Annotated in this window: 16 protein-coding genes and 1 pseudogene; 10 read left to right on the forward strand and 7 right to left on the reverse strand. The window is 71.5% G+C overall.

What is annotated here, in order from left to right:
* Positions 1-85 precede the first annotated feature (85 nt).
* Both mmsA and iolD read right to left on the reverse strand, forming a co-directional pair.
* Positions 86-1,588, reverse strand: a complete 1,503-nt coding sequence (gene mmsA / locus HCJ93_RS25720; RefSeq protein ID WP_167998206.1) for a CoA-acylating methylmalonate-semialdehyde dehydrogenase — start codon at positions 1,586-1,588, stop codon at positions 86-88.
* A gap of 14 nt (positions 1,589-1,602) precedes the next feature.
* On the reverse strand, positions 1,603-3,495 hold the full coding sequence (iolD, locus tag HCJ93_RS25725; protein WP_167998207.1) for a 3D-(3,5/4)-trihydroxycyclohexane-1,2-dione acylhydrolase (decyclizing): 1,893 nt from the start codon (positions 3,493-3,495) through the stop codon (positions 1,603-1,605).
* A gap of 509 nt (positions 3,496-4,004) precedes the next feature.
* Here iolD and HCJ93_RS25735 point away from each other — a divergent pair.
* Positions 4,005-4,199 carry a helix-turn-helix transcriptional regulator gene (locus tag HCJ93_RS25735; protein WP_167998208.1) on the forward strand — a complete coding sequence of 65 codons (195 nt, stop codon included), beginning with the start codon at positions 4,005-4,007 and terminating at the stop codon, positions 4,197-4,199.
* Between the two features lie 150 nt (positions 4,200-4,349).
* On the opposite strand, the gene HCJ93_RS25740 is transcribed toward HCJ93_RS25735, so the two are convergent.
* Positions 4,350-6,656 carry an MMPL family transporter gene (locus HCJ93_RS25740; protein ID WP_167998209.1) on the reverse strand — a complete coding sequence of 769 codons (2,307 nt, stop codon included), beginning with the start codon at positions 6,654-6,656 and terminating at the stop codon, positions 4,350-4,352.
* A 192-nt stretch (positions 6,657-6,848) separates the two neighbouring features.
* Here HCJ93_RS25740 and HCJ93_RS25745 point away from each other — a divergent pair, with 192 nt between their 5' ends.
* From HCJ93_RS25745 to HCJ93_RS25755, 3 genes are all read left to right on the forward strand, one after another.
* The gene (locus tag HCJ93_RS25745) at positions 6,849-7,541 is read left to right on the forward strand and encodes a TetR/AcrR family transcriptional regulator (RefSeq protein WP_206317959.1); all 693 of its coding nucleotides are present in this window, start codon (positions 6,849-6,851) and stop codon (positions 7,539-7,541) included.
* A gap of 82 nt (positions 7,542-7,623) precedes the next feature.
* Entirely contained in the window at positions 7,624-7,863 is a 240-nt protein-coding gene (locus HCJ93_RS25750; protein ID WP_167998211.1) for a heavy-metal-associated domain-containing protein, read from the forward strand.
* A gap of 47 nt (positions 7,864-7,910) precedes the next feature.
* Positions 7,911-10,208 carry a heavy metal translocating P-type ATPase gene (locus HCJ93_RS25755; protein WP_167998212.1) on the forward strand — a complete coding sequence of 766 codons (2,298 nt, stop codon included), beginning with the start codon at positions 7,911-7,913 and terminating at the stop codon, positions 10,206-10,208.
* Positions 10,209-10,868: 660 nt separating this feature from the next.
* On the opposite strand, the gene HCJ93_RS25760 is transcribed toward HCJ93_RS25755, so the two are convergent.
* Positions 10,869-12,158, reverse strand: coding sequence for a citrate synthase (locus HCJ93_RS25760; protein WP_167998213.1), 1,290 nt, complete (start codon positions 12,156-12,158; stop codon positions 10,869-10,871).
* A gap of 219 nt (positions 12,159-12,377) precedes the next feature.
* Entirely contained in the window at positions 12,378-14,663 is a 2,286-nt protein-coding gene (gene recD2 / locus HCJ93_RS25765) for an SF1B family DNA helicase RecD2 (protein ID WP_167998214.1), read from the reverse strand.
* 277 nt (positions 14,664-14,940) lie between these two features.
* Here recD2 and HCJ93_RS25770 point away from each other — a divergent pair, with 277 nt between their 5' ends.
* A complete protein-coding gene (locus tag HCJ93_RS25770) occupies positions 14,941-15,771 on the forward strand; it encodes a tetratricopeptide repeat protein (RefSeq protein WP_167998215.1) in 831 nt (276 codons plus the stop codon).
* A 5-nt stretch (positions 15,772-15,776) separates the two neighbouring features.
* On the opposite strand, the gene HCJ93_RS25775 is transcribed toward HCJ93_RS25770, so the two are convergent.
* Both HCJ93_RS25775 and HCJ93_RS25780 read right to left on the reverse strand, forming a co-directional pair.
* Positions 15,777-15,974: a DUF397 domain-containing protein gene (locus tag HCJ93_RS25775; RefSeq protein WP_167998216.1), complete on the reverse strand. Its 198-nt coding sequence runs from the start codon at positions 15,972-15,974 to the stop codon at positions 15,777-15,779.
* Between the two features lie 6 nt (positions 15,975-15,980).
* A complete protein-coding gene (locus HCJ93_RS25780; RefSeq protein WP_373563614.1) occupies positions 15,981-16,244 on the reverse strand; it encodes a Scr1 family TA system antitoxin-like transcriptional regulator in 264 nt (87 codons plus the stop codon).
* 32 nt (positions 16,245-16,276) lie between these two features.
* Between HCJ93_RS25780 and HCJ93_RS29710 the strand changes: the two are divergent.
* From HCJ93_RS29710 to HCJ93_RS25800, 5 genes and pseudogenes are all read left to right on the forward strand, one after another.
* A pseudogene (locus HCJ93_RS29710) lies at positions 16,277-16,480 on the forward strand (ATP-binding protein); the annotation flags it as partial.
* A gap of 78 nt (positions 16,481-16,558) precedes the next feature.
* On the forward strand, positions 16,559-17,350 hold the full coding sequence (locus HCJ93_RS25785) for an N-acyl homoserine lactonase family protein (RefSeq protein WP_167998217.1): 792 nt from the start codon (positions 16,559-16,561) through the stop codon (positions 17,348-17,350).
* A gap of 149 nt (positions 17,351-17,499) precedes the next feature.
* The gene (locus HCJ93_RS25790) at positions 17,500-18,561 is read left to right on the forward strand and encodes a LacI family DNA-binding transcriptional regulator (protein ID WP_167998218.1); all 1,062 of its coding nucleotides are present in this window, start codon (positions 17,500-17,502) and stop codon (positions 18,559-18,561) included.
* Positions 18,558-20,171: a sugar ABC transporter ATP-binding protein gene (locus tag HCJ93_RS25795; RefSeq protein WP_167998219.1), complete on the forward strand. Its 1,614-nt coding sequence runs from the start codon at positions 18,558-18,560 to the stop codon at positions 20,169-20,171. Before HCJ93_RS25790 ends, HCJ93_RS25795 begins: the two co-directional genes overlap by 4 nt.
* Positions 20,161-22,119, forward strand: a complete 1,959-nt coding sequence (locus HCJ93_RS25800) for an ABC transporter permease/substrate-binding protein (RefSeq protein WP_167998220.1) — start codon at positions 20,161-20,163, stop codon at positions 22,117-22,119. The genes HCJ93_RS25795 and HCJ93_RS25800 overlap by 11 nt, the downstream gene beginning before the upstream one ends.
* Positions 22,120-22,218: the final 99 nt, after the last annotated feature.

Consider the following 22,218-nt stretch of genomic DNA (forward strand, 5'->3'; position numbering starts at 1 on the left):
GGCGTGCACACCGGCACAGGGGCGGGGCCGCCCGTGGAACGGACGGCCCCGTGAGGGTGTGTGGCGACGGTGCGCGAGCGGGTGCTCAGTGGTTGCGGGGGAAGCCCAGGTCGACGCCGGCGGGGATGTCGGCGGGGTCGGGCCAGCGGGTGGTGACGACCTTGCCGCGGGTGTAGAAGTGCGTGCCGTCGTTGCCGTAGATGTGGTGGTCGCCGAAGAGGGAGTCCTTCCAGCCGCCGAAGGAGTGGTAGCCCACGGGGACCGGGATAGGGACGTTGACGCCGACCATGCCGGCCTCGACCTCCAGCTGGAAGCGGCGGGCCGCGCCGCCGTCCCGGGTGAAGATCGCGGTGCCGTTGCCGAACGGCGAGGAGTTGATGATCTCCAGGGCCTCCTCGTAGGTCTCGGTGCGCAGCACGCACAGCACCGGGCCGAAGATCTCGTCCTGGTAGGCCTTGGCGGAGGTGGGCACCTTGTCGAGCAGGGAGATGCCGATCCAGTGGCCGTTCTCGTGGCCGTCCACGGTGAAGCCGGTGCCGTCCAGGACGACCTCGCAGCCCTCGGCGGCCGCGTTCTCCACGTAGGAGGCCACCTTGTCGCGGTGGGCCTTGGTGATCAGCGGGCCCATCTCGGAGGCCGGGTCGTCACCGGGGCCGATCTTGATCTTCTCGGCGCGCTCGCGGATCTTCTCCACCAGTTCGTCGCCGATGGAGCCGACCGCGACGACCGCGGAGATCGCCATGCAGCGCTCGCCGGCCGAGCCGTAGGCGGCGGAGACCGCGGCGTCGGCGGCCGCGTCCAGGTCGGCGTCCGGGAGCACCAGCATGTGGTTCTTGGCGCCGCCGAGGGCCTGCACGCGCTTGCCGTTGGCGGAGGCGGTGGTGTGGATGTAGCGGGCGATCGGGGTGGAGCCGACGAAGGAGACGGCCTTGATGTCGGGGTGCTCCAGGAGGCGGTCGACGGCCACCTTGTCGCCGTGGACGATGTTGAACACACCGTCGGGCAGGCCGGCCTCGGAGAGCAGCTCGGCCAGGCGGACGGAGGCCGAGGGGTCCTTCTCGCTGGGCTTCAGCACGAAGGTGTTGCCGCAGGCGATGGCGATGGGGAACATCCACATCGGCACCATCGCCGGGAAGTTGAACGGGGTGATGCCGGCGACCACGCCCAGCGGCTGCCGGATGGACGCCACGTCCACGCGGTTCGCGACCTGGGTGGACAGCTCGCCCTTGAGCTGGACGTTGATGCCGCAGGCCAGGTCGACGATCTCCAGGCCGCGCGCGACCTCGCCGAGGGCGTCGGAGTGCACCTTGCCGTGCTCGGCGGTGATCAGCTCGGCGATCTCGTCGCGGTGCTGGTCGAGCAGGGCGCGGAAGCGGAACAGGATGGTGGTGCGCTGCGCGAGCGAGGTCCGGCTCCAGCTCGGGAACGCCTCCTTGGCGGCGGCTACCGCCGCGTCCACCTCGTCCACGGAGGCGAAGGCGACCTTGGTGGTGACCTCCCCGGTGGCCGGGTTGGTCACCGGACCGTAGTTACCCGAGGCGCCCTCGGCGGTCTTGCCGCCGATCCAGTGGTTGACGATCTTCGTCATGACCGAGTACTCCTTCACAGATGGCGGCGTCGGGTGGAGACGTGCCGTTCGTACAGCTCACGTGCCTTGACCGCGGACGCGCGGGTCGCGGTCTCGGCCACAGGTACATCCCACCAGGCCTGCGCCGGAGGCGCGCCCGACACAGTGTCGGTCGTTTGGGTCTCCACGTAGACACATGTGGGAGTGTCGGCGGTTCGTGCCTCGGCGAGTGCCCCGCGCAGTCCGTCGACAGTCCTGGCGCGCAGCACCCGCATGCCGAGGCTGGCCGCATTGGCGGCGAGATCGACCGGCAGCGGTGGCCCGGTGTGGCCGCCGTCGGCGGACGGGAAGCGGTAGGCGGTGCCGAACCGCTCGCCGCCGACCGACTCGGACAGCGCGCCGATGGAGGCGTAGCCGTGGTTCTGCAGGATCACGACCTTGATCGCGATTCCCTCCTGCACGGCGGTGACGATCTCGGTGGGCATCATCAGATAGGTGCCGTCGCCGACCAGGGCCCACACCTGCCGCTCGGGGGCGGCGAGCTTGACCCCGATGGCGGCGGGGATCTCGTAGCCCATGCAGGAGTAGCCGTACTCCACGTGGTACTGGTCGCGGGAGCGGGTGCGCCAGAGCTTGTGCAGGTCGCCGGGGAGTGAGCCGGCGGCGTTGATGACGATGTCGGTCTCGTCCACCAGGCTGTCCAGGACGCCGAGCACCTGCGGCTGGGTGGGACGTACGTCGGGCTCGTCGGCCTCGTAGCAGGCGTCGACGCGCTGCTCCCAGCGCTCCTTGTCCTCGCTGTACTCGGCGGCGTAGCCGGCGGTGATCCGGTACCGGGGCTCGCTGAGCGCCTCGGTCAGCTGGGTCAGGGCGCTGCGGGCGTCGGCGATCAGCGGGAGCCCGGCGAGCTTGTGACCGTCGAAGGCGGTGATGTTGAGGCTGAGGAAGCGGACGTCCGGGTTCTGGAAGAGGGTGCCGGAGGCGGTGGTGAAGTCGGTGTAGCGGGTGCCGACGCCGATCACCAGGTCGGCGGCGCGGGCGAGTTCGCAGGCGGTGGCGGTGCCGGTGTGGCCGATGCCGCCGACGTCCTGGGGGTGGTCGTGGCGCAGGGCGCCCTTGCCCGCCTGGGTGGAGGCGACCGGGATGCCGGTGGCCTCGGCGAAGCCGGCGAGGGCCTCCTCGGCGCGGCTGTGGCGCACCCCGCCGCCGGCGATCAGCAGGGGGCGGCGGGCGGCGCGTATCGCGGTGACGGCCGCGGCCAGTTCGGCCGGGTCGGCGGCGGGGCGGCGCACCGTCCAGACCCGTTCGGCGAAGAACTCCTCCGGCCAGTCGTACGCCTCCGCCTGCACGTCCTGCGGCAGGGCGAGGGTGACGGCGCCGGTCTCGGCGGGGTCGGTGAGCACGCGCATCGCGTTCAGCGCGGAGGGGATCAGCGCCTCGGGGCGGGTGATGCGGTCGAAGTAGCGGCTGACCGGGCGCAGGCAGTCGTTGACCGACACATCGCCGGCGTGCGGCACCTCCAGCTGCTGCAGCACCGGGTCGGCGGGGCGGGCGGCGAAGACGTCGCCGGGCAGCAGCAGCACCGGCAGGTGGTTGACGGTGGCGAGGGCGGCGCCGGTGACCAGGTTGGTGGCGCCGGGGCCAATGGAGGTGGTGACGGCGTGGGCGGACAGCCGGCCGCACTGGCGGGCGTATCCGACGGCGGCGTGCACCATGGCCTGCTCGTTGCGACCCTGGTGATACGGCATCACCTCCGCGTGCTCCAGCAGCGCCTGGCCGATTCCGGCGACATTGCCGTGGCCGAGGATGCCCCAGGTGGCCCCGATCAGCCTGCGCCGCTCACCGTCGCGCTCGGTGTACTGGGCGGCGAGGAAACGGACGAGTGCCTGGGCGACCGTGAGCCGGGTGGTCGTGGTGTGCGCCGTCATCGGGTAACCCCCTGTGCTGTCGGCGTGGGCCGGACGAAAGCGGAACCGCGCCGAGGTATACGCGCGGCCGGCCCGCCGTGTTCGCCTGCGGCGGGCCGGCCGGGGGTCCGGTCGGGAGTCCTCCGGCGCGGGGCCGAAGCGGGCGGGGAGTCGTCGCTCGCACTTCGCTCCTGCCAAAGCAAAGCGGCCTCCCGCGCCGGAGGTGATCGGTGCCGGGCGCGCGTCCCGTTCCTACGGCCCTTCCCCGGTTTCTAGCCGGGCGGCGCAGCGCTGTCAACATTTTGTCCAGACATACGGACCAGATCGCGTCAGGGATGTCACAGACGCCTCACCCGTGTCACACATGTCCCGTGCACGCGGGACCTTGGTCACACCCGCGCACGAACCCTGCCTCGGCCTCATCACGCATCGTTCACCGGGCACAACGCTTGGTGATCACCAGCGCAGCCCGGCTCCCCCTGACGGCCACCCCCGGCCGCCGCCGTGGTCTGCGCGGGGAGGTACGACGCATGACCGACAGAAGGCTGTGGTCCTACAAGGACATCGCTGCGCACATCAAGGTGCAGCCGGACACCGTGCGCTCCTACCGCAAGCACGGCTTGCTGCCGCCGCCCGACCATGTGGAAGGGGGCAAGCCCTACTGGTACGCGGACACCGTCCGGGCCTGGGTGGCGTCGCGTCCGGGAAACCGGGGGCGGAGGTGAGGGGCTGAGGCCCCGGCCCTGCGCACGAGCGGCGGCTGCGTCCCACCGACCGGGTGGGGCGCAGCCGCCGCTCCCTGCTCAGGCGCCGCCGTTCGGCTCAGGCGTCGCTGCCCTCTTCCGCCGCTCCCTGACTCCGGGGAGCCGGCGGTGTCAGCTCCGCCCGGCGTCCACCGTGTCGCGCCGGCCACCGGACGGCTCGTCCCGGGGCCCGTCCGGCTCCGAGGCCGGCTGCTCTGCCGGGCCGCCGGCGGCCTCCTCGCGCGGTTCGGACTCCCCCTCGCTGAGCCCGAACCGCTCGTGGAACCGGCGCAGCGGCCGCGGCGCCCACCAGGTGGCGCGGCCGGTGAGCCGCATCACCGAGGGGACGAGCAGGCTGCGGACGATCATCGCGTCCATCAGGACGGCCAGCGCGATGCCGAGGCCCAGCATCTTGGTGTTGGTCACCCGGGAGGTGCCGATGGCGACCATGACCACCGCCAGGATGACCGCCGCCGCCGTGATCAGCCCGCCGGTGCGCTGCAGACCGTGCCGGACCGCCTGCTCGTGGTCGCCGGTCTTCTCGTACTCCTCCTTGATGCGGGAGAGCAGGAACACCCCGTAGTCCATGGAGAGTCCGAAGGCCACGCAGAACATCAGCACCGGCAGGGTGGTCTCGATGGAGCCGGGGCTGGTGAAGCCCAGCAGACCGGAGAGATGACCGTCCTGGAAGACCCAGACCACCGCCCCGAACATCGCGGTGAGGCTGAGCGCGTTGAGCACCACCGCCTGGATCGGTATCAGCACACTGCCGGTGAGCAGGAAGACCAGCAGCAGGGTGACCAGGGCGATGAGGACGAGGGCGAGCGGCAGTTGCTCCGCTATGGCGTCCTTGGAGTCGACCAGGACGGCCGCCATGCCGGTCACCTTGGTGTCGAACGGGGCGTCCACCGCGCGCAGTTCGCCCACCAGCCGCTGGGCGGGGTCGTCCACGGCCTCGCCCTCGGGCAGCACGGTGAAGTAGGCCGAGTCGCCCTTCACCAGGGGGCCCTCGACCCGCAGGACCTCGGGCAGGGCGGCGACGCGCTCCTTGTAGGCGGCGTACTGCGCCTCGGTGGCGCGTCCCTCGGCGAGGACCTCGAGGCCGCCGCCGGGGCTGCCCGGGAAGCCGTCGCGGATGTGCTGCTGCACGATGTGCGACTCGGCGCCGGCGGGCAGCTGGCGGTCGTCGGCGGTGCCGAACTTCACGCCCAGGAAGGGCAGTCCGAGCAGCACCAGCACGGCGGTGGTGCCCAGGGCGAAGAACGGGGCGCGGCGCATCACCACCCGGGCCGTGCGGCCCCAGGCGGCGCCCTCCTCCACGACGGCCTGCCGCCCGGCCTGGTCCGGCGCCGCGTCCGCGGCCCCCTTTCCTCGCCCGCGCCGCAACAGCCGCCTGAGATCCAGGGAGTTGACCCGGTGGCCGAGCAGCACCAGGGCGGCCGGGAGCAGGATCAGCGCGGCGGCCGCGGCCAGCAGCACCACCGCAATGCCGGCGTAGGCGAAGGAGCGCAGGAAGTACTGCGGGAAGAGCAGCATCGCGGCGAGGGACACGGCGACCGTGAGCGCGGAGAACAGCACCGTACGGCCGGCCGTGCGCAGCGTGGCGCCCACGGCGGTCAGCGGGTCGCCGTCCGCGGCCAGCTCCTCGCGGAAGCGGCGGACGATGAACAGGGCGTAGTCGATGGCGAGACCGAGTCCGAGCGCGGTGGTCAGGTTCATCGCGAAGACCGACACATCGGTGAACTCGGTGAGGCCGCGCAGCACGGCGTTGGTGCCCAGGATGGCGACAACACCGATACCGAGGGGCAGCAGGGCGGCGACGGCGCTGCCGAAGACCATCACCAGCAGGACCAGCGTCACGGGCAGGGCGATCATCTCGGCCCGCAGCAGGTCCTCCTGGATGATCGTCTGCATCTCCTGCCGCACCGCGACCGGGCCGCCGACGCTGACGTCCACCGGGCCGTTCTCGCCGCGGTAGGCAGGGGCTATGCGGTCCAGGGTCTCGTACATCGCGGTCTCGTCGCCGGTGATGCGGGCGGCGATCAGCGCCTCGCGCCCGTCCTCGGCGCGCAGCGCGGGCGAGCCCGTCTGCCAGTAGGAGCGGACGCCGGTCACTCCCCGCTCCCCGGCCAGCCGCTCGGCGAGCCGCCTGCCCTCGGCGGCGACGGCCGGGTCGTCCACATCGGCGCTGCCCGCGTCGACGAGCAGCAGGAGGTTGGGCTGGGAGTCGGGGAACTCTCGCTCCAGGGCCTTGGTGGCGTAGGTGGACTCGGCGTCCGGGTCCTCCCAGCCGCCGCTGCGCATGCGGTCGGCGACATCGCCGCCGGCCAGCACGGCGAGCACCGTGAGCACCAGGGCCGCCAGCAGCGACAGGCGGGGCCTGGCGGTGACGAGGCGCGTGAAGCCCCCGGTCCCGGGCGGCTTGCTGACTTCACTCATCCTGCGCTGTCCCCTTCACCATGCAGTCGTCTTACCGTGCAGTCGTCTTGCCGTCACCGTGCAGTGCAGTCCGGCACGGCCATGGACGTGCCCGGCCATGGACATGCACGGCCATGGACATGCACGGCCATGGACGTGCGAGGCCATGGCCATAGACTGGAAAACACGAGAGATCGCTCGCGTTTCATCAGAATGCGAGCGACCTCTCGCGTTTGTCAACGCTTACCGAGAACTGGGGACAACCACGTGCCCGCCAAGAGCGAGAGAACAGCGAAAGCAGCGAAAGAGCAGCCGCGCCGTCGTCAGGCGCGCGGCGAGCGGCGCATCACCCAGCTGCTCGAGGCGGCGGCGTCCGTCTTCTGCACCACCGGCTACACCGCCGCCAGCACCAACGCCATCGCCCGCGAGGCCGGCGTCTCCCCGGGCACCCTGTACCAGTTCTTCCCGAACAAGGAAGCGATCGCCATCGAGCTGGGCGAGCGGCTGATGGGCGAGATGCGCCGGACCTACGGCGAGGCGCTCGCCCCGGTCGACCCGGCGACCCCGCTGGAGGAGGCGGTCGGGGCGGCCGTGGACCGTTTCATCGACTTCAACTGCCGCCATCCGGTCTTCTTCACCCTGATGCACGGCCCGGACATCCCCGGCCGCATGGCCGAGGAGCACGACGCCCTGCACGCCACCCTGATCGGCCGGGTCGAGGCCCTGCTCACCCCGTTCCTGCCGGACACCCCGGCGGCGGACGTCCGGCGCACCGCCGAGGTGTGCGTGGGCATCTACAAGGCCGGCCTGGAACTGGTCCTCGCCCACGAGGGCGAGGAGCGCGAGGCCTATGTGCGCGAGCTGAAGAACGTTCTCCTCCGGTACCTGACCCCCCTGGTCGACTAATACCCCCTAGGGGTATAGTCTCGGTGGTATCGGGGCCTCCGTGGCCCCGTCGGCCCCACACGCCTCGACGAGGAGTAACGACATGACCGCCCAGACCGACACCCAGGGAACCGTCACCACCGTCTACAAGGTGAGCGGCATGAGCTGCGGGCACTGCGAGGGCGCGGTCTCCAGCGAGATCTCGGAGATCGCCGGCGTCAGCTCGGTCAAGGCCACCGCCGCCACCGGTGAGGTCACCGTCGTCTCCGCGGCCCCGCTCGACGACGAGGCGGTGCGCGCGGCGGTCGACGAGGCCGGCTACGAGCTGGTCGGCAAGGCCTGAGCGACCCGCCCCCCTACCGGCGTTCCCCTCGCAGCGGAGTCCAGGAGATGACCACCACCACCGCCCCCGAGGACGTCCGCCCCGCGACGTCCGAGGTCGAGCTGCTCATCGGCGGGATGACGTGTGCCGCGTGCGCGGCCCGCATCGAGAAGAAGCTCAACCGGATGGACGGTGTCTCCGCCACGGTCAACTACGCGACGGAGAAGGCCCGCGTCACCTACCCGTCGGACCTCACCGTCGACGACCTGATCGCCACCGTGGTGAAGACCGGCTACACCGCCGAGCTGCCGGCGCCCCCGCGAGAGGAGGAGCAGGCCCCGCAGGAGGACCCGGAGCTCACCGCGCTGCGCCGGCGCCTGCTGGTCTCGGCGGTGCTCGCCCTCCCGGTCGTCCTGACGGCGATGGTCTCGCCGCTGCAGTTCGACAACTGGCAGTGGCTCTCGCTCGCCCTGGCCGCACCCGTGGTGGTCTGGGGCGGACTGCCCTTCCACCGGGCCGCCTGGACCAACCTCCGGCACGGCGCGGCCACCATGGACACGCTGGTCTCGGTCGGCACACTCGCCGCGTTCGGCTGGTCGCTGTGGGCGCTGTTCCTCGGCGACGCGGGCATGCCCGGCATGCGCCATCCCTTCGAGCTGACCGTCTCGCGCACCGACGGCGCCTCGACGATCTACCTGGAGGTCGCCGCCGGGGTCACCGCGTTCATCCTGCTCGGGCGCTATCTGGAGGCCCGCTCCAAGCGCCGCGCGGGAGCGGCCCTGCGGGCTCTGATGGAGCTGGGCGCCAAGGACGTGGCCGTGCTGCGCGACGGGCGCGAGGTGCGGATACCGGCGCAGCGGCTGGCGGTGGGCGACCGGTTCGTGGTCCGGCCCGGCGAGAAGATCGCCACGGACGGCACGGTGGTCGAGGGGACCTCGGCCGTGGACGCGTCCATGCTCACCGGCGAGTCGGTCCCGGTGGACGTCACCGTGGGCGACGCCGTCACCGGCGCCACGGTCAACGCGGGCGGCCGGCTGGTCGTGGAGGCCACCCGGGTCGGCGCCGACACCCAGCTGGCCCGGATGGCGCGGCTGGTGGAGGAGGCACAGAACGGCAAGGCCGAGGTGCAGCGGCTGGCCGACCGGATCTCCGGCGTCTTCGTACCCGTGGTGCTGCTGATCGCGGCCGCCACCTTCGGGCTGTGGCTCGGCTCCACCGGCGACACCGTGTCCGCCTTCACCGCGGCCGTCGCCGTGCTGATCATCGCCTGCCCGTGCGCCCTGGGCCTGGCCACCCCGACCGCGCTGATGGTCGGCACCGGGCGTGGCGCCCAGCTCGGCATCCTGATCAAGGGCCCGGAGGTGCTGGAGTCCACACGCCGGGTCGACACGGTGGTGCTGGACAAGACCGGCACGGTCACCACCGGCCGGATGACCCTCCAGGCGGTGCACGCCGCCGAAGGCGTGGCGGAGGACGAGGTGCTGCGCCTCGCGGGCGCCCTGGAGCACGCCTCCGAGCACCCCGTGGCACGGGCGATCGCCGCGGGCGCCGAGGAGCGCCTGGGCGCGCTGCCGCCCGTCGAGCACTTCGAGAACGTCCCCGGCCGGGGCGTGCGCGGCCGGGTGGACGGCCGCGAGGTGAGCGTGGGGCGGTTCCACGACGCCACGGGCACCACGGGCTCCAAGGGCGCCGAGAGCGCCGAGAGCGCCGAGAGCGCCGGAGGTGCCCCGTTGCCGCCGGAGCTGGCCGGTGCCCGCGAGCGGGCCGAGCGGGAGGGCCGTACGGCCGTGGTGGTCACCTGGGACGGCGTGCCGCGCGGTGTGCTGGCCGTGGCGGACGCGGTCAAGGAGACCAGCGCCGAGGCGGTGCGCCGGCTGCGCGCCCTGGGCCTGACCCCGGTGCTGCTGACCGGCGACAACCGGACGGTCGCCGAGGCGGTGGCCCGGCAGGTGGGCATCGACGAGGTGATCGCCGGGGTGCTGCCCGAGGACAAGGTCGCGGCCGTGCGCCGGCTGCAGGCCGAGGGCCGTACGGTCGCCATGGTCGGCGACGGCGTCAACGACGCGGCGGCGCTCGCCACCGCCGATCTGGGCCTGGCCATGGGCACCGGCACCGACGCGGCCATCGAGGCGGGCGATCTGACCCTGGTGCGCGGGGATCTGCGGGTGGCCGCGGACGCGATCCGGCTCTCCCGCAGGACGCTCGCCACGATCAGGGGCAATCTGGTGTGGGCGTTCGGCTACAACGTGGCCGCGCTGCCGCTCGCGGCCTCCGGAATGCTGAACCCGATGATCGCCGGGGCGACGATGGCGTTCTCGTCGGTGTTCGTGGTGTCGAACAGCCTCCGCCTCCGCGCATTTCATTGAGAACTCAACTGACGAGTAGCCCTGGAGTCCGGTAGGACACTCACATAAGCTCTTCACAAGGCTCGCGCATCATCCTTACGCTTGAGTCCCGCCAGCGGTATGCGGTCTCTTGCGTATCAAGCGGGTTGATGCAAGAGACGCAGATCACAGTGATGTGAACGTAACCATCGAAGGGGTTCGAAGGTCTAAGTTGGCGATGTCAGGCAGCGTCTTGGGGGGCGCTTCCTGGCAGCTGGGATTGTCTTGGGGGACTTTCCCAGAGATTGCGTTGCCGGGGCACGTACACACCGGGGAGCTTTGAGCGGCCCTCCCGACCGTGTGCTGTCCCGGCAGACCGCAGCGATTCAGGCGCTGTCCTCACAGACGCCCGGCCGGATCCCGTGGGGGGAATCCGCACCGGGACACGGGAAGGCGCCCTGGTCGTCGGCCCGTGGGGGGACTGGCGATCGGGGCGCCTTCTTCTCTCTCCCAGGAGTTCCCGGGTTCTCCCGCGGGCTCCCGGTCCGGGGTCTGTGAGGCGGTCGCCCGCCTCCAGCGGCACACACGGTGACCTGGCACGGCGAAGGGGCGCGGGCAGCCGCGCGGCCCGCCTCACGGCGGCCCGCGGTCGCCCGCGCCCCTTCAGCGTTCACCCCTTCGGGTGCACGGTCCGCTCCGGTGTCAGCGCTCCTCGACCGGGACGAAGTCCCGCAGCACCACGCCGGTGTAGATCTGGCGCGGGCGGCCGATGCGGGAGCCCGGCTCCTTGATCATCTCGTGCCACTGGGCGATCCAGCCCGGCAGGCGGCCGAGGGCGAACAGGACCGTGAACATCTCGGTCGGGAAGCCCATGGCCCGGTAGATCAGGCCGGTGTAGAAGTCGACGTTCGGGTAGAGGCTGCGCGAGACGAAGTAGTCGTCGGAGAGCGCGTGCTCCTCCAGCTTCAGCGCGATGTCCAGCAGCTCGTCGGACTTGCCGAGGGCGGACAGCACATCGTGGGCGGCGGCCTTGATGATCTTGGCGCGCGGGTCGAAGTTCTTGTAGACCCGGTGGCCGAAGCCCATCAGGCGGACGCCGTCCTCCTTGTTCTTCACCTTGCGGATGAAGGCGTCGACGTCGCCGCCGCTGTCGCGGATGCCCTCCAGCATCTCGAGCACCGACTGGTTGGCACCGCCGTGCAGCGGGCCCCAGAGGGCGTTGATGCCGGCGGAGATGGAGGCGAACATGTTCGCCTGCGAGGAGCCGACCAGGCGGACCGTGGAGGTCGAGCAGTTCTGCTCGTGGTCCGCGTGCAGGATCAGCAGCTTGTCGAGCGCGGAGACCACGATCGGGTCCAGCTCGTACTCCTGGGCCGGGACCGAGAAGGTCATGCGCAGGAAGTTCTCGACGTAGCCCAGGTCGTTGCGCGGGTAGACGAACGGGTGGCCGATCGACTTCTTGTACGCGTAGGCGGCGATCGTCGGGAGCTTGGCGAGCAGCCGGATCGTCGAGAGGTGGCGCTGGGTCTCGTCGAACGGGTTGTGGCTGTCCTGGTAGAAGGTGGACAGCGCGGAGACCACCGACGACAGCATGGCCATCGGGTGGGCGTCGCGCGGGAAGCCCTTGTAGAAGTTCTTGACGTCCTCGTGCAGCAGGGTGTGCTGCGTGATCTCGTTCTTGAACGCCGAGAGCTGGTCGACGGTCGGCAGCTCGCCGTTGATCAGCAGGTAGGCGACCTCCAGGAAGGTGGAGCGCTCGGCCAGCTGCTCGATCGGGTAGCCGCGGTAGCGGAGGATGCCCGCCTCACCGTCGAGGTAGGTGATGGCGGATTTATAGGCGGCGGTGTTGCCGTAGCCGCTGTCCAGCGTCACCAGACCGGTCTGGGCTCGGAGCTTCCCGATGTCGAAGCCCTTGTCACCGACGGTGCTGTCGATCACCGGGTAGGTGTACTCACCGTCGCCGTACCGCAGTACTACAGAGTTGTCGCTCACGTCTTCCCTCACCGACGTAGTGCCTCATCTTCGAGGTGCCCTGACTGTCTCTACCATCCCCCACTCGGCTCAGGAGAGTGCACTCGGGGTCGACCATCGGGCCTATCGACGGCACTGAGTGCCGCCAACTTGCCCATCCTGCCCCTTGTGATCCCCTTCCGGAAGTGCTCTGTGACCTTCGCGACTCATTTGATCGATCATTTTTCTGTGTCGCGGCCCTCACAGCCCGGGGACGGACCCCGGAGAGGCGGAACCGGAACCGGAGAGGCGGAAGTCGAGCGCTGTGCAGCGCCGACCCGCCGAGACCGTGCGCACCGCCTGGCCGATCGCCTTGCGGGAGCCGACGAGGACGACCAGGCGCTTGGCCCGCGTGACAGCCGTGTACAGCAGATTACGCTGCAGCATCATCCACGCCCCGGTGGTCACCGGGATGACCACGGCCGGGTACTCGCTGCCCTGGGAGCGGTGGATGGTCACCGCGTAGGCGTGCGCCAGCTCGTCGAGTTCGTCGAACTCGTACGGCACCTCCTCGTCCTCGTCCGTCAGCACCGTCAGCCGCTGGTCCACCGGGTCGAGTGCGGTGACCACACCCACGGTGCCGTTGAAGACCCCGTTCTCACCCTTGTCGTAATTGTTGCGAATCTGGGTGACCTTGTCGCCGACCCGGAAGACGCGGCCGCCGAAGCGCTTCTCCGGCAGGTCGGGGCGGCCCGGGGTGATGGCCTGCTGGAGCAGCCCGTTGAGCGTGCCGGCCCCGGCCGGCCCCCGGTGCATGGGCGCGAGGACCTGCACATCGCGGCGCGGGTCGAGGCCGAACTTCGCGGGGATGCGCCGGGCGGCGACGTCCACCGTCAGCCGGCCCGCCTCCTCGGTGTCGTCCTCGACGAAGAGGAAGAAGTCCTTCAGGCCCTCGGTGACCGGCGGCTTGCCCGCGTTGATCCGGTGCGCGTTGGTGACCACCCCCGACTGCTGGGCCTGGCGGAACACCCGGGTGAGCCGGACGGCGGGGACGGGGCTGCCGTCGGCGAGCAGATCCCGCAGCACCTCCCCCGCACCGACGCTCGGCAGCTGGTCGACATCCCCCACGAACAGCAGATGCGCACCCGGCGGCACCGCCTTCACCAGCTTGTTGGCGAGCAGCAGGTCCAGCATCGACGCCTCGTCCACGACCACCAGGTCGGCGTCCAGCGGGCGGTCCCGGTCGTAGGCGGCGTCGCCGCCGGGCTTCAGCTCCAGCAGGCGGTGCACGGTGGAGGCCTCGGCGCCGGTCAGCTCGGCGAGCCGCTTGGCGGCGCGGCCGGTCGGCGCGGCCAGCACCACCTTGGCCTTCTTGGCGCGGGCCAGCTCCACCACGGAGCGCACGGTGAACGACTTGCCGCAGCCCGGACCTCCGGTGAGGACCGCGACCTTCTCCGTCAACGCCAGCTTGACCGCGGCCTCCTGCTCCGGAGCGAGCTCCGCGCCCGTCCTGCCCTTCAGCCACGCCAGCGCCCTGTCCCAGGCGACGTTCCGGAACGCCGGCATGCGGTCCTCGTCCGTCCGCATCAGGCGCAGCAACTGCCCCGCGAGTGACATCTCCGCCCGGTGGAACGGCACCAGATAGACCGCGGTGACCGGCTCCCCTCCGTCCGGCCCCGGCACCTTCTCCCGTACGACCCCGGGGTCCTCCCCCTCCTCGGGCTCGGCGGCCAGTTCCCCCAGACACTCGATGACCAGCCCCGTGTCCACCTGGAGCAGCTTGACCGCGTCGGCGATCAGTTTCTCCTCCGGCAGATAGCAGTGGCCCTGGTCGGCGGACTGCGACAGGGCGTACTGCAGGCCCGCCTTGACCCGATCCGGGCTGTCGTGCGGAATGCCGACGGACTGGGCGATCTTGTCGGCGGTGAGGAAGCCGATGCCCCAGACGTCGGCGGCGAGGCGGTAGGGCTGGTTCTTCACCACGGAGATGGAGGCGTCCCCGTACTTCTTGTAGATGCGTACGGCGATGGAGGTGGACACCTCCACGGTCTGCAGGAAGAGCATGACCTCCTTGATCGCCTTCTGCTCCTCCCAGGCGTCGGCGATCTTCTTCGTCCGCTTCGGCCCGAGCCCCGGCACCTCGATCAGCCGCCCGGGCTCCTCCTCGATGATCCGCAGGGTGTCCAGACCGAAGTGCTGGGTGATGCGGTCGGCGAAGACCGGGCCGATGCCCTTGACCAGGCCGGAGCCGAGGTAGCGGCGGATGCCCTGGACGGTGGCGGGCAGCACCGTCGTGTAGTTCTCCACGTGGAACTGCCTGCCGTACTGGGGGTGCGACCCCCAGCGCCCCTCCATCCGCAGCGACTCCCCGACCTGCGCGCCGAGCAGCGCGCCGACGACGGTCAGCAGCTCGCCGGACCCCCGCCCGGTGTCGACCCGGGCGACCGTGTAGCCGTTCTCCTCATTGGCGTAGGTGATGCGCTCCAGCACACCTTCGAGCACGGCGAGCCTGCGCTCACCGGCAGCTGCGGAGGGTTGGGTGGCCATGCAGTCGAAGGTACCGGCGGGGTGTGACAGGGAGCGCCGGGAGTGCCCGTCGTCCCCGCCGCCCGGTCCGGTCGACGGTGACCGCGCGCGTGGGAACGGCGGTCGCCGGCAGGACCGGCCGGCTCCGGGACGGGGTTGCGGGGCGCAGGGCTGCCGGACGGTGGCGACGAACTCGCCCTGATCGACCTGCTGGAGCGGATCTGCGAGGAACGCGGCGTGAGCGGCGTCCTCTGCCGAGTGCCGCCCGCTCCCTCTCGGGCCCCCGTATCCTCCCGTCATGAACATCTTCCGCCGGCGTGGCCGGGGCGATGCGGAACGCACGACGGCTACACCTGCGGACGAGGCCACAGCGCTGTACGAGGCGGGGCGTTACGCGGAGGCCGAGGCGGCCGCCCTCGCCGTCGCCCGGTCCCGGCCGCGGGACGATCAGTACGGCGCCATGGCGCTGAACATCGCCGCGCTGGCCGCGGGTGCGCAGGGGCACAGCGCGGAGGCCGTGGCCACGTACGACCAGGCGCTGGTCGTCTTCAGCCGGATACTCGGTGCCGGTCACTGGCTGACGCTGAAGCTGCGCTCGGACCGTGCACAGCAGCTGACCGCGCTGGACCGGCACGCGGAGTGCGAGGTGGAGTGCGCGGCTGTCGCGGCGACCGCGGCCCTCGGCACCGGCCCCGAAATGGCTCGCCTGGCCGCTGCCGCACGCAACGGGCTGGTCTTCGCGCTCAATGCGCAGGGGCGCCACCAGGAGGCCGAGTCCGTCGCCCGCGAGGCCCTGGCCTCGCATGCGGTGCGGGACAGGATGTCCCTGGTGCTGCGCCTCGGCCTGGCCCGTGCCCTCAACGGCCAGGCACGCCACCAGGAAGCGCTCGACGAGGCGCGGGGCGCCGGTGAGCTGTTCCGCGCCCTGCCCGAACGCGAGCGCCGTCCGGACCAGGGCGCGGTCGAACTGGTCTCCGCCAGCGCGTTGTTCGGTTTGCAGCGCGTGGCGGAGGCCCGTCAGCTGGCCGCGACCGCTCAGGAGATGTGCACGGCTTCCTTCGGCATCGAGCACCGCCGCAGCGTGGAGGCCCGGGAGTTGCTGGAGCGCATCGACGGGGCCGGATCGTGAGTCCGTCAGGCTGCGCCTGGCGGGTGAGCCGACTCCTTGAGCCCCTCGACGAAGGCGGCGAAGGCTGCGGCTGGGAAGGTGAGGGTGGCCCGGTCGCGGGCCTTTGAGTCGCGGACGGCTACCTGGGCGGGAGTCCCGGCGATCTCGACGCAGTTGTCGCCGTCTCTTTCGCCCGAGTAGGACGACTTGCGCCAGATATCCATAATGCCTCACAGCTCCTTCGCGAGTCGGTGGATGAAGTCCCGCGACCTGTCCGGATCGAGCGCCGCTTCCTGCACCTTGAGGAAGCGAGCGCGACAGGCGTGGAGTTGAGCATCGGAGTCGATCATCAAGGCGCCTTGCGGCCCATCGCGCACGACGGTGTCCAACTTGGCCACGGCACCGCCGACGTACGTCATTGTGCTCGAGGCTCGGGAGAAGCCGTCCGAGTCGAACGGGATGACCCGCAGGGTGATGCGATCCGCCTCGGACACTTCCAGCAACTGGGCCGGCTGCGCTCGGGCAGGCCTGGGACGCGGACCCTTCCCCGGAGCCGCCGCAGCCGTTCACGCCCCTGCTGGAACGGGAGGACGGGCGGGGCCTGGCCCTGGTGCGGGCCTGTGCCGATGTGTGGGGGTGGCAGCAGCCGGCGAGAGAGGGCAGCCGGGGGAAGCTCGTGTGGTGCGAGGCGGGGGCGGCACGGGCCCTGACCGCACAGGGCTCCGCATAGGGCGATGGAGGCAATGCGGGGTGCGGGACGGGCGTGGGACGCACGGAGGGCCGGGCCCGTCCGGCAAAGTGAACGTCCATGCCCGCACGACTGCGCCTGACCACCGTGGACGCCGGCCCTTTCACCATGTCGAAGGCCGATCTGATGTACGGGGCGGAGGGGACCGTGACCGTCCCGTCGACGGTGGTGGTCATCGAGCACCCGGGACACGGGCTCGTCCTCTTCGACACCGGGATCAATCACCACGTGGCGGATCCGGAGGCGGCCGAGGCCTACTGGGGTCCGGGGCTGCGGGAGGCGTACGGCGCCCAGGGATTCACGCGGGAGCACGCGATCGACGCGCAGCTGAGGCGGCTCGGCCACCGGCCGGAGGACGTGCGGTACGTGATCTACTCGCATCTGCACCTGGACCACGCCGGAGGGATGGCCCACTTCCCGGACGCCGTGCACGTGGTCCAGCACGACGAGCTGCGGCACGCCTGGTGGCCCGACCGCTGGACGGCCCGCGGCTACGCCTTCCGCGACTACCGCGACTGCCGGGACTTCGACTTCCTCGAGCTGGACGGGGACATTGATCTGTTCCTGGACGGGAGCGTCACCGTGCTGCGCACGGCCGGGCACACGCCCGGCCATCAGGGCATCGTGCTCGACCTGGAGAACCAGGGGCGGGTCGGGTTCCTGGGGGACGCCGGGCATCTGTGGGAGGGCGTGGAGCAGGACGTTCCCCAGCTGAGCGACTGGAACGTGCAGCGCAAGCTGCTCAGCTACGGGCGTCTGCGGCAGCTGCGCAGGGCGGGGGTCAGGGTCTTCCTCTCCCACGACCCGGAGGACTTCGCGGCTCTGCCGCACGACGGCGACGTCTGGGATTGAGCAGCGGGGCGGCCCACGCGGCCCACCGGCCGGAGACCCTCCGGTGACATCACGATTCGGTTGCGTCCGGGGGGCGCCCTCTTGCTCCGCACCCGTGTAATCGTTTCCAATCCTCCGTGTAATCGATTCCACGAGGAGGTGGGTCGGGCGTGGCGGGCATCAAGGACGTCGCCGCCGAGGCGGGCCTGTCCGTCGCCACGGTGTCGCGGGTGCTCAACGGGCATCCGTCCGTGAGCGAGGACGCGCGCCGCCGGGTGACGGCCGCCGTCGAGGCGCTGGGGTACCGGCCGAACGCCGTGGCCCGGTCGCTGCGCACCGATCAGACCCGCACCCTCGGGCTGGTCATCAGCGACGTGATGAACCCCTACTTCACCGAGCTGGCCCGCTCCGTGGAGGAGGAGGCCCGCGCTCTCGGCTACAGCGTGATCATCGGCAACGCGGACGAGCGGCCCGACCTGCAGGACCACCACGTCACCACGCTGCTGGACCGCCGGATCGACGGGCTGCTGGTCTCCCCCACCGACGACGGGTCGCCCGGCATGCTGGCGGCCGCGCGGGCGGGGACGCCGATGGTGTTCGTGGACCGGTGGATCCCCGGCGTCGACGTGCCCGTGGTCCGGTCGGACGGGCGTTCCGCCGTGCGGGACCTGGTGGCGCATCTGCACGGGCTCGGGCACCGGCGGCTGGCGATCATCTCCGGTCCCGCGGCCACCACGACCGGCCGGGAGCGGGTGGAGGCCTTCCGTGCGGCGCTCGGCGCGTACGGGCTGCCGCTGCCCGACGCCTACATCGGCCAGGGTGATTTCCAGGCGGAGAGCGGGCGGCGGGTCACCGAGGGATTCCTGGAGCTGGACGAGCCCCCGCAGGTCGTCTTCGCCGCGGACAACCTGATGGCGCTCGGGGCGCTGGACGCGATCCGCGCGCGGGGACTGCGGGTGCCGGACGACATCGCCCTCGCCGCCTTCGACGACATCCCCTGGTTCGTGCACACCGATCCGCCGGTCACCGCCATCGCCCAGCCGGTCCGGGAGCTGGGGCGGGCCGCCGTGCGCGCCCTGGTCGACCGGATCGAGGGGCGGCCGGGCTCCTCCGTCACGCTGCCCGCCCGGCTCGTCGTACGCCGCTCGTGCGGTGAGCCCGCAGCGGTGGGCCCGTCCGGCGGGCGCGGAATCGATCGTCCCCCCTCCCCCGTACGAAGGAGTACGCCGTGAGCAGCCGCAGTCCTGACGAGTTGCTGCGCATCGAGGGCATCCGCAAGACCTTCCCCGGCGTGGTCGCGCTCGACGGCGTGGACTTCGATCTGCGCCGCGGCGAGGTGCATGTGCTGCTCGGTGAGAACGGCGCAGGCAAGAGCACGCTGATCAAGATGCTCTCCGGCGCCCACACCCCCGACTCCGGCCGGATCGTGGTGGGCGGTGAGGAGGTGCGCATCCAGAATGCGCAGGACTCCGAGCGGCTCGGCATCGCCACCATCTACCAGGAGTTCAACCTCGTCCCCGATCTGACGGTCGCGGAGAACATCTTCCTGGGGCGGCAGCCGCGCCGCTTCGGGATGATCGACCGCAGACGGATGGACGCGGACGCCGAGGTGCTGCTGAAGCGCGTCGGGGTGGACGTGTCGCCGCGGGCACGGGTGCGTGAACTCGGCATCGCCCGGCTGCAGATGGTGGAGATCGCCAAGGCGCTCAGCCTCCGGGCCCGGGTGCTGATCATGGACGAGCCGACCGCCGTGCTGACCTCGGAGGAGGTCGAGCGGCTGTTCGCGATCGTGCGGCGGCTGCGCGAGGACGGGGTGGGCATCGTCTTCATCACCCACCACCTGGAGGAGATCGCCGCGCTCGGCGACCGGGTCACCGTGCTCCGGGACGGGCGCAGCGTCGGTCAGGTGCCCGCCTCGGCGCCCGAGGACGAGCTGGTGCGGCTGATGGTGGGCCGGTCCATCGAGCAGCAGTACCCGCGCGAGCGCACGGGGGCCGGTGAGGCTCTGCTCAAGGTGGAAGGGCTGACCCGGGACGGGGTGTTCCACGACGTCAGCTTCGAGGTGCGGGCCGGTGAGGTCGTCGGCATCGCGGGACTGGTCGGCGCCGGGCGGACGGAGGTGGCCCGGGCGGTGTTCGGGGCCGATCCCTACGACTCCGGGGCCGTGCGGGTCGGCGGGGTGCGGCTGCGCCGGCACGATGTGAACGCCGCCCTCGAGGCCGGTGTCGGGCTGGTGCCCGAGGACCGCAAGGGCCAGGGGCTGGTCCTTGACGCCTCGGTGGCGGAGAACCTCGGCCTGGTCACGCTGCGGTCCGCCACGCGCGCGGGGCTGGTCGACCTGAAGGGGCAGTACGCGGCGGCGGAACGGATCGCCCGGCAGCTCGGGGTGCGGATGGCCGGCCTGGGGCAGCATGTGCGCACCCTGTCCGGCGGCAACCAGCAGAAGGTCGTCATCGGCAAATGGCTGCTGGCCGACACCAAGGTGCTGATCCTGGACGAGCCGACGCGCGGCATCGACGTCGGCGCCAAGGTCGAGATCTACCAGCTGATCAACGAGCTGACGGCGGCCGGCGCCGCGGTGCTCATGATCTCCAGCGACCTGCCCGAGGTGCTCGGCATGAGCGACCGGGTCCTGGTCATGGCGCAGGGCCGGCTCGCGGGCGAACTGGACGCCGCCGAGGCGACCCAGGACGCGGTGATGGCCCTCGCCGTCGGCACGCCGTCCGCCGGTTCGTCCGACGCGTCCGGCTTCCCCGGCTCACCGGGCTCGCCCGATTCCCCCAGCTCTCCCGACTCCCCCGACTCCCCCAGCAACGGAACGGAGGCCTCCGGTGGCCACTGACACGCTCAAGAGCAAGCCGGGCGGGCAGGCCGGTGCCACGGCCGGCCTGCGCCGACTGCTCCTCGACAACGGCGCGCTGACCGCGCTGGTGGTCCTGGTGATCGCCATGTCGGCGCTCTCCGGCGACTTCCTGACCGCCGACAACCTGCTCAACGTCGGCGTCCAGGCCGCGGTGACCGCGATCCTCGCCTTCGGCGTCACCTTCGTCATCGTCTCGGCCGGCATCGACCTGTCGGTCGGCTCGGTCGCCGCGCTGTCCGCGACCGTGCTGGCGTGGAGCGCGACCGAGGCCGGGCTGCCCGTGGTGCTCGCGGTCGTCCTCGCCGTGGCGACCGGCATCGCCTGCGGGCTGGTCAACGGCTTCCTCATCTCCTACGGCAAACTCCCGCCCTTCATCGCCACGCTGGCGATGCTGTCGGTGGCGCGCGGCCTTTCGCTGGTGGTCTCGCAGGGCTCGCCCATCGCCTTCCCCGACTCGGTCTCCCACCTGGGCGACACGCTCGGTGGCTGGCTGCCGGTGCCGGTACTGGTGATGGTGGTGATGGGCCTGCTGACCGCCTTCGTGCTGGGGCGGACCTACATCGGCCGGTCCATGTACGCCATCGGCGGCAACGAGGAGGCCGCGCGGCTGTCCGGCCTGCGGGTGAAGAAGCAGAAGCTCGCCATCTACGCCCTCTCCGGTCTGTTCGCCGCCGCCGCGGGCATCGTGCTCGCCGCCCGCCTGTCCTCCGCGCAGCCGCAGGCCGCGCAGGGCTACGAACTGGACGCGATCGCCGCGGTCGTCATCGGCGGCGCCTCCCTGGCGGGCGGCACCGGCAGGGCGTCCGGCACCCTGGTCGGCGCGCTGATCCTCGCGGTGCTGCGCAACGGCCTCAACCTGCTGTCGGTGTCGGCGTTCTGGCAGCAGGTCGTGATCGGTGTGGTCATCGCCCTGGCGGTGCTGTTCGACACGCTGCGCCGCAAGGCGGGCACCACCGTCCCCGCGGCCGGTGCCCCCGGCGGCGGGAGCAAGGGCAAGCAGGCGCTGACGTATGTGATCGCGGCGGTCGTCGCCGTCGCGGTGGTGGGCGCCACCTCGCTGCTGCACAACGGCTCCTCCGGGGCCGCCAAGCCGAGGATCGGCCTGTCCCTGTCGACGCTCAACAACCCGTTCTTCGTGCAGATCCGGGAGGGAGCCCAGGAGGAGGCCAGGAAGCTGGGCGTCGACCTCACCGTCACCGACGCGCAGAACGACGCCTCCCAGCAGGCCAACCAGCTGCAGAACTTCACCAGCGGCTCGCTCTCCGCCATCGTCGTCAACCCGGTGGACTCCGACGCGGCAGGACCGGCGGTGCGCGGCGCCAACAAGGCCGGCATCCCCGTGATCGCCGTGGACCGCACCGTCAACAAGGCGGACACCTCCGCGCTGGTCGCCTCCGACAACGTGGCGGGCGGTGCGCTCGGCGCCAGGGCGCTCGCCGAGAAGCTCGGCGGCAAGGGCACCATCGTGATCCTGCAGGGCCAGCCCGGCACCTCCGCCAGCCGCGAGCGCGGCGCGGGCTTCGCCGAGGGCCTGAAGGACTACCCGGGCATCAAGGTCGTCGCCAAGCAGCCCGCGGACTTCGACCGCACCAAGGGCCTGGACGTGATGACCAACCTGCTGCAGGCGCACCCGGACATCGACGGCGTGTTCGCCGAGAACGACGAGATGGCGCTCGGCGCGATCAAGGCGCTGGGCTCCAAGGCGGGCAAGTCGGTGCAGGTCGTCGGTTTCGACGGAACGCCGGACGGTCTCAAGGCGGTCGAGGCGGGCACGCTCTACGCCTCGGTCGCGCAGCAGCCGACGGAACTCGGCAGGATCGCCGTGCGCAACGCGTTGCGGGCCGCCGAGGACAAGAAGGTGGAGAAGATGGTGAAGGTCCCGGTGAAGGTGGTCACGAAGGAGAACGTGGCCGGGTTCGAAGGCTGACACCGGGCCGAGGGGCCCATCGGGGCGGGCGGGCGGGGGGACCCCCCGCCCGCCCCCCCCCCGCCCGGGGGCGGAGGGCGGCAGGCTCTCCACCCCCCC

The organism is Streptomyces composti (assembly GCF_012034205.1).
Lineage (GTDB): Bacteria > Actinomycetota > Actinomycetes > Streptomycetales > Streptomycetaceae > Streptomyces > Streptomyces composti.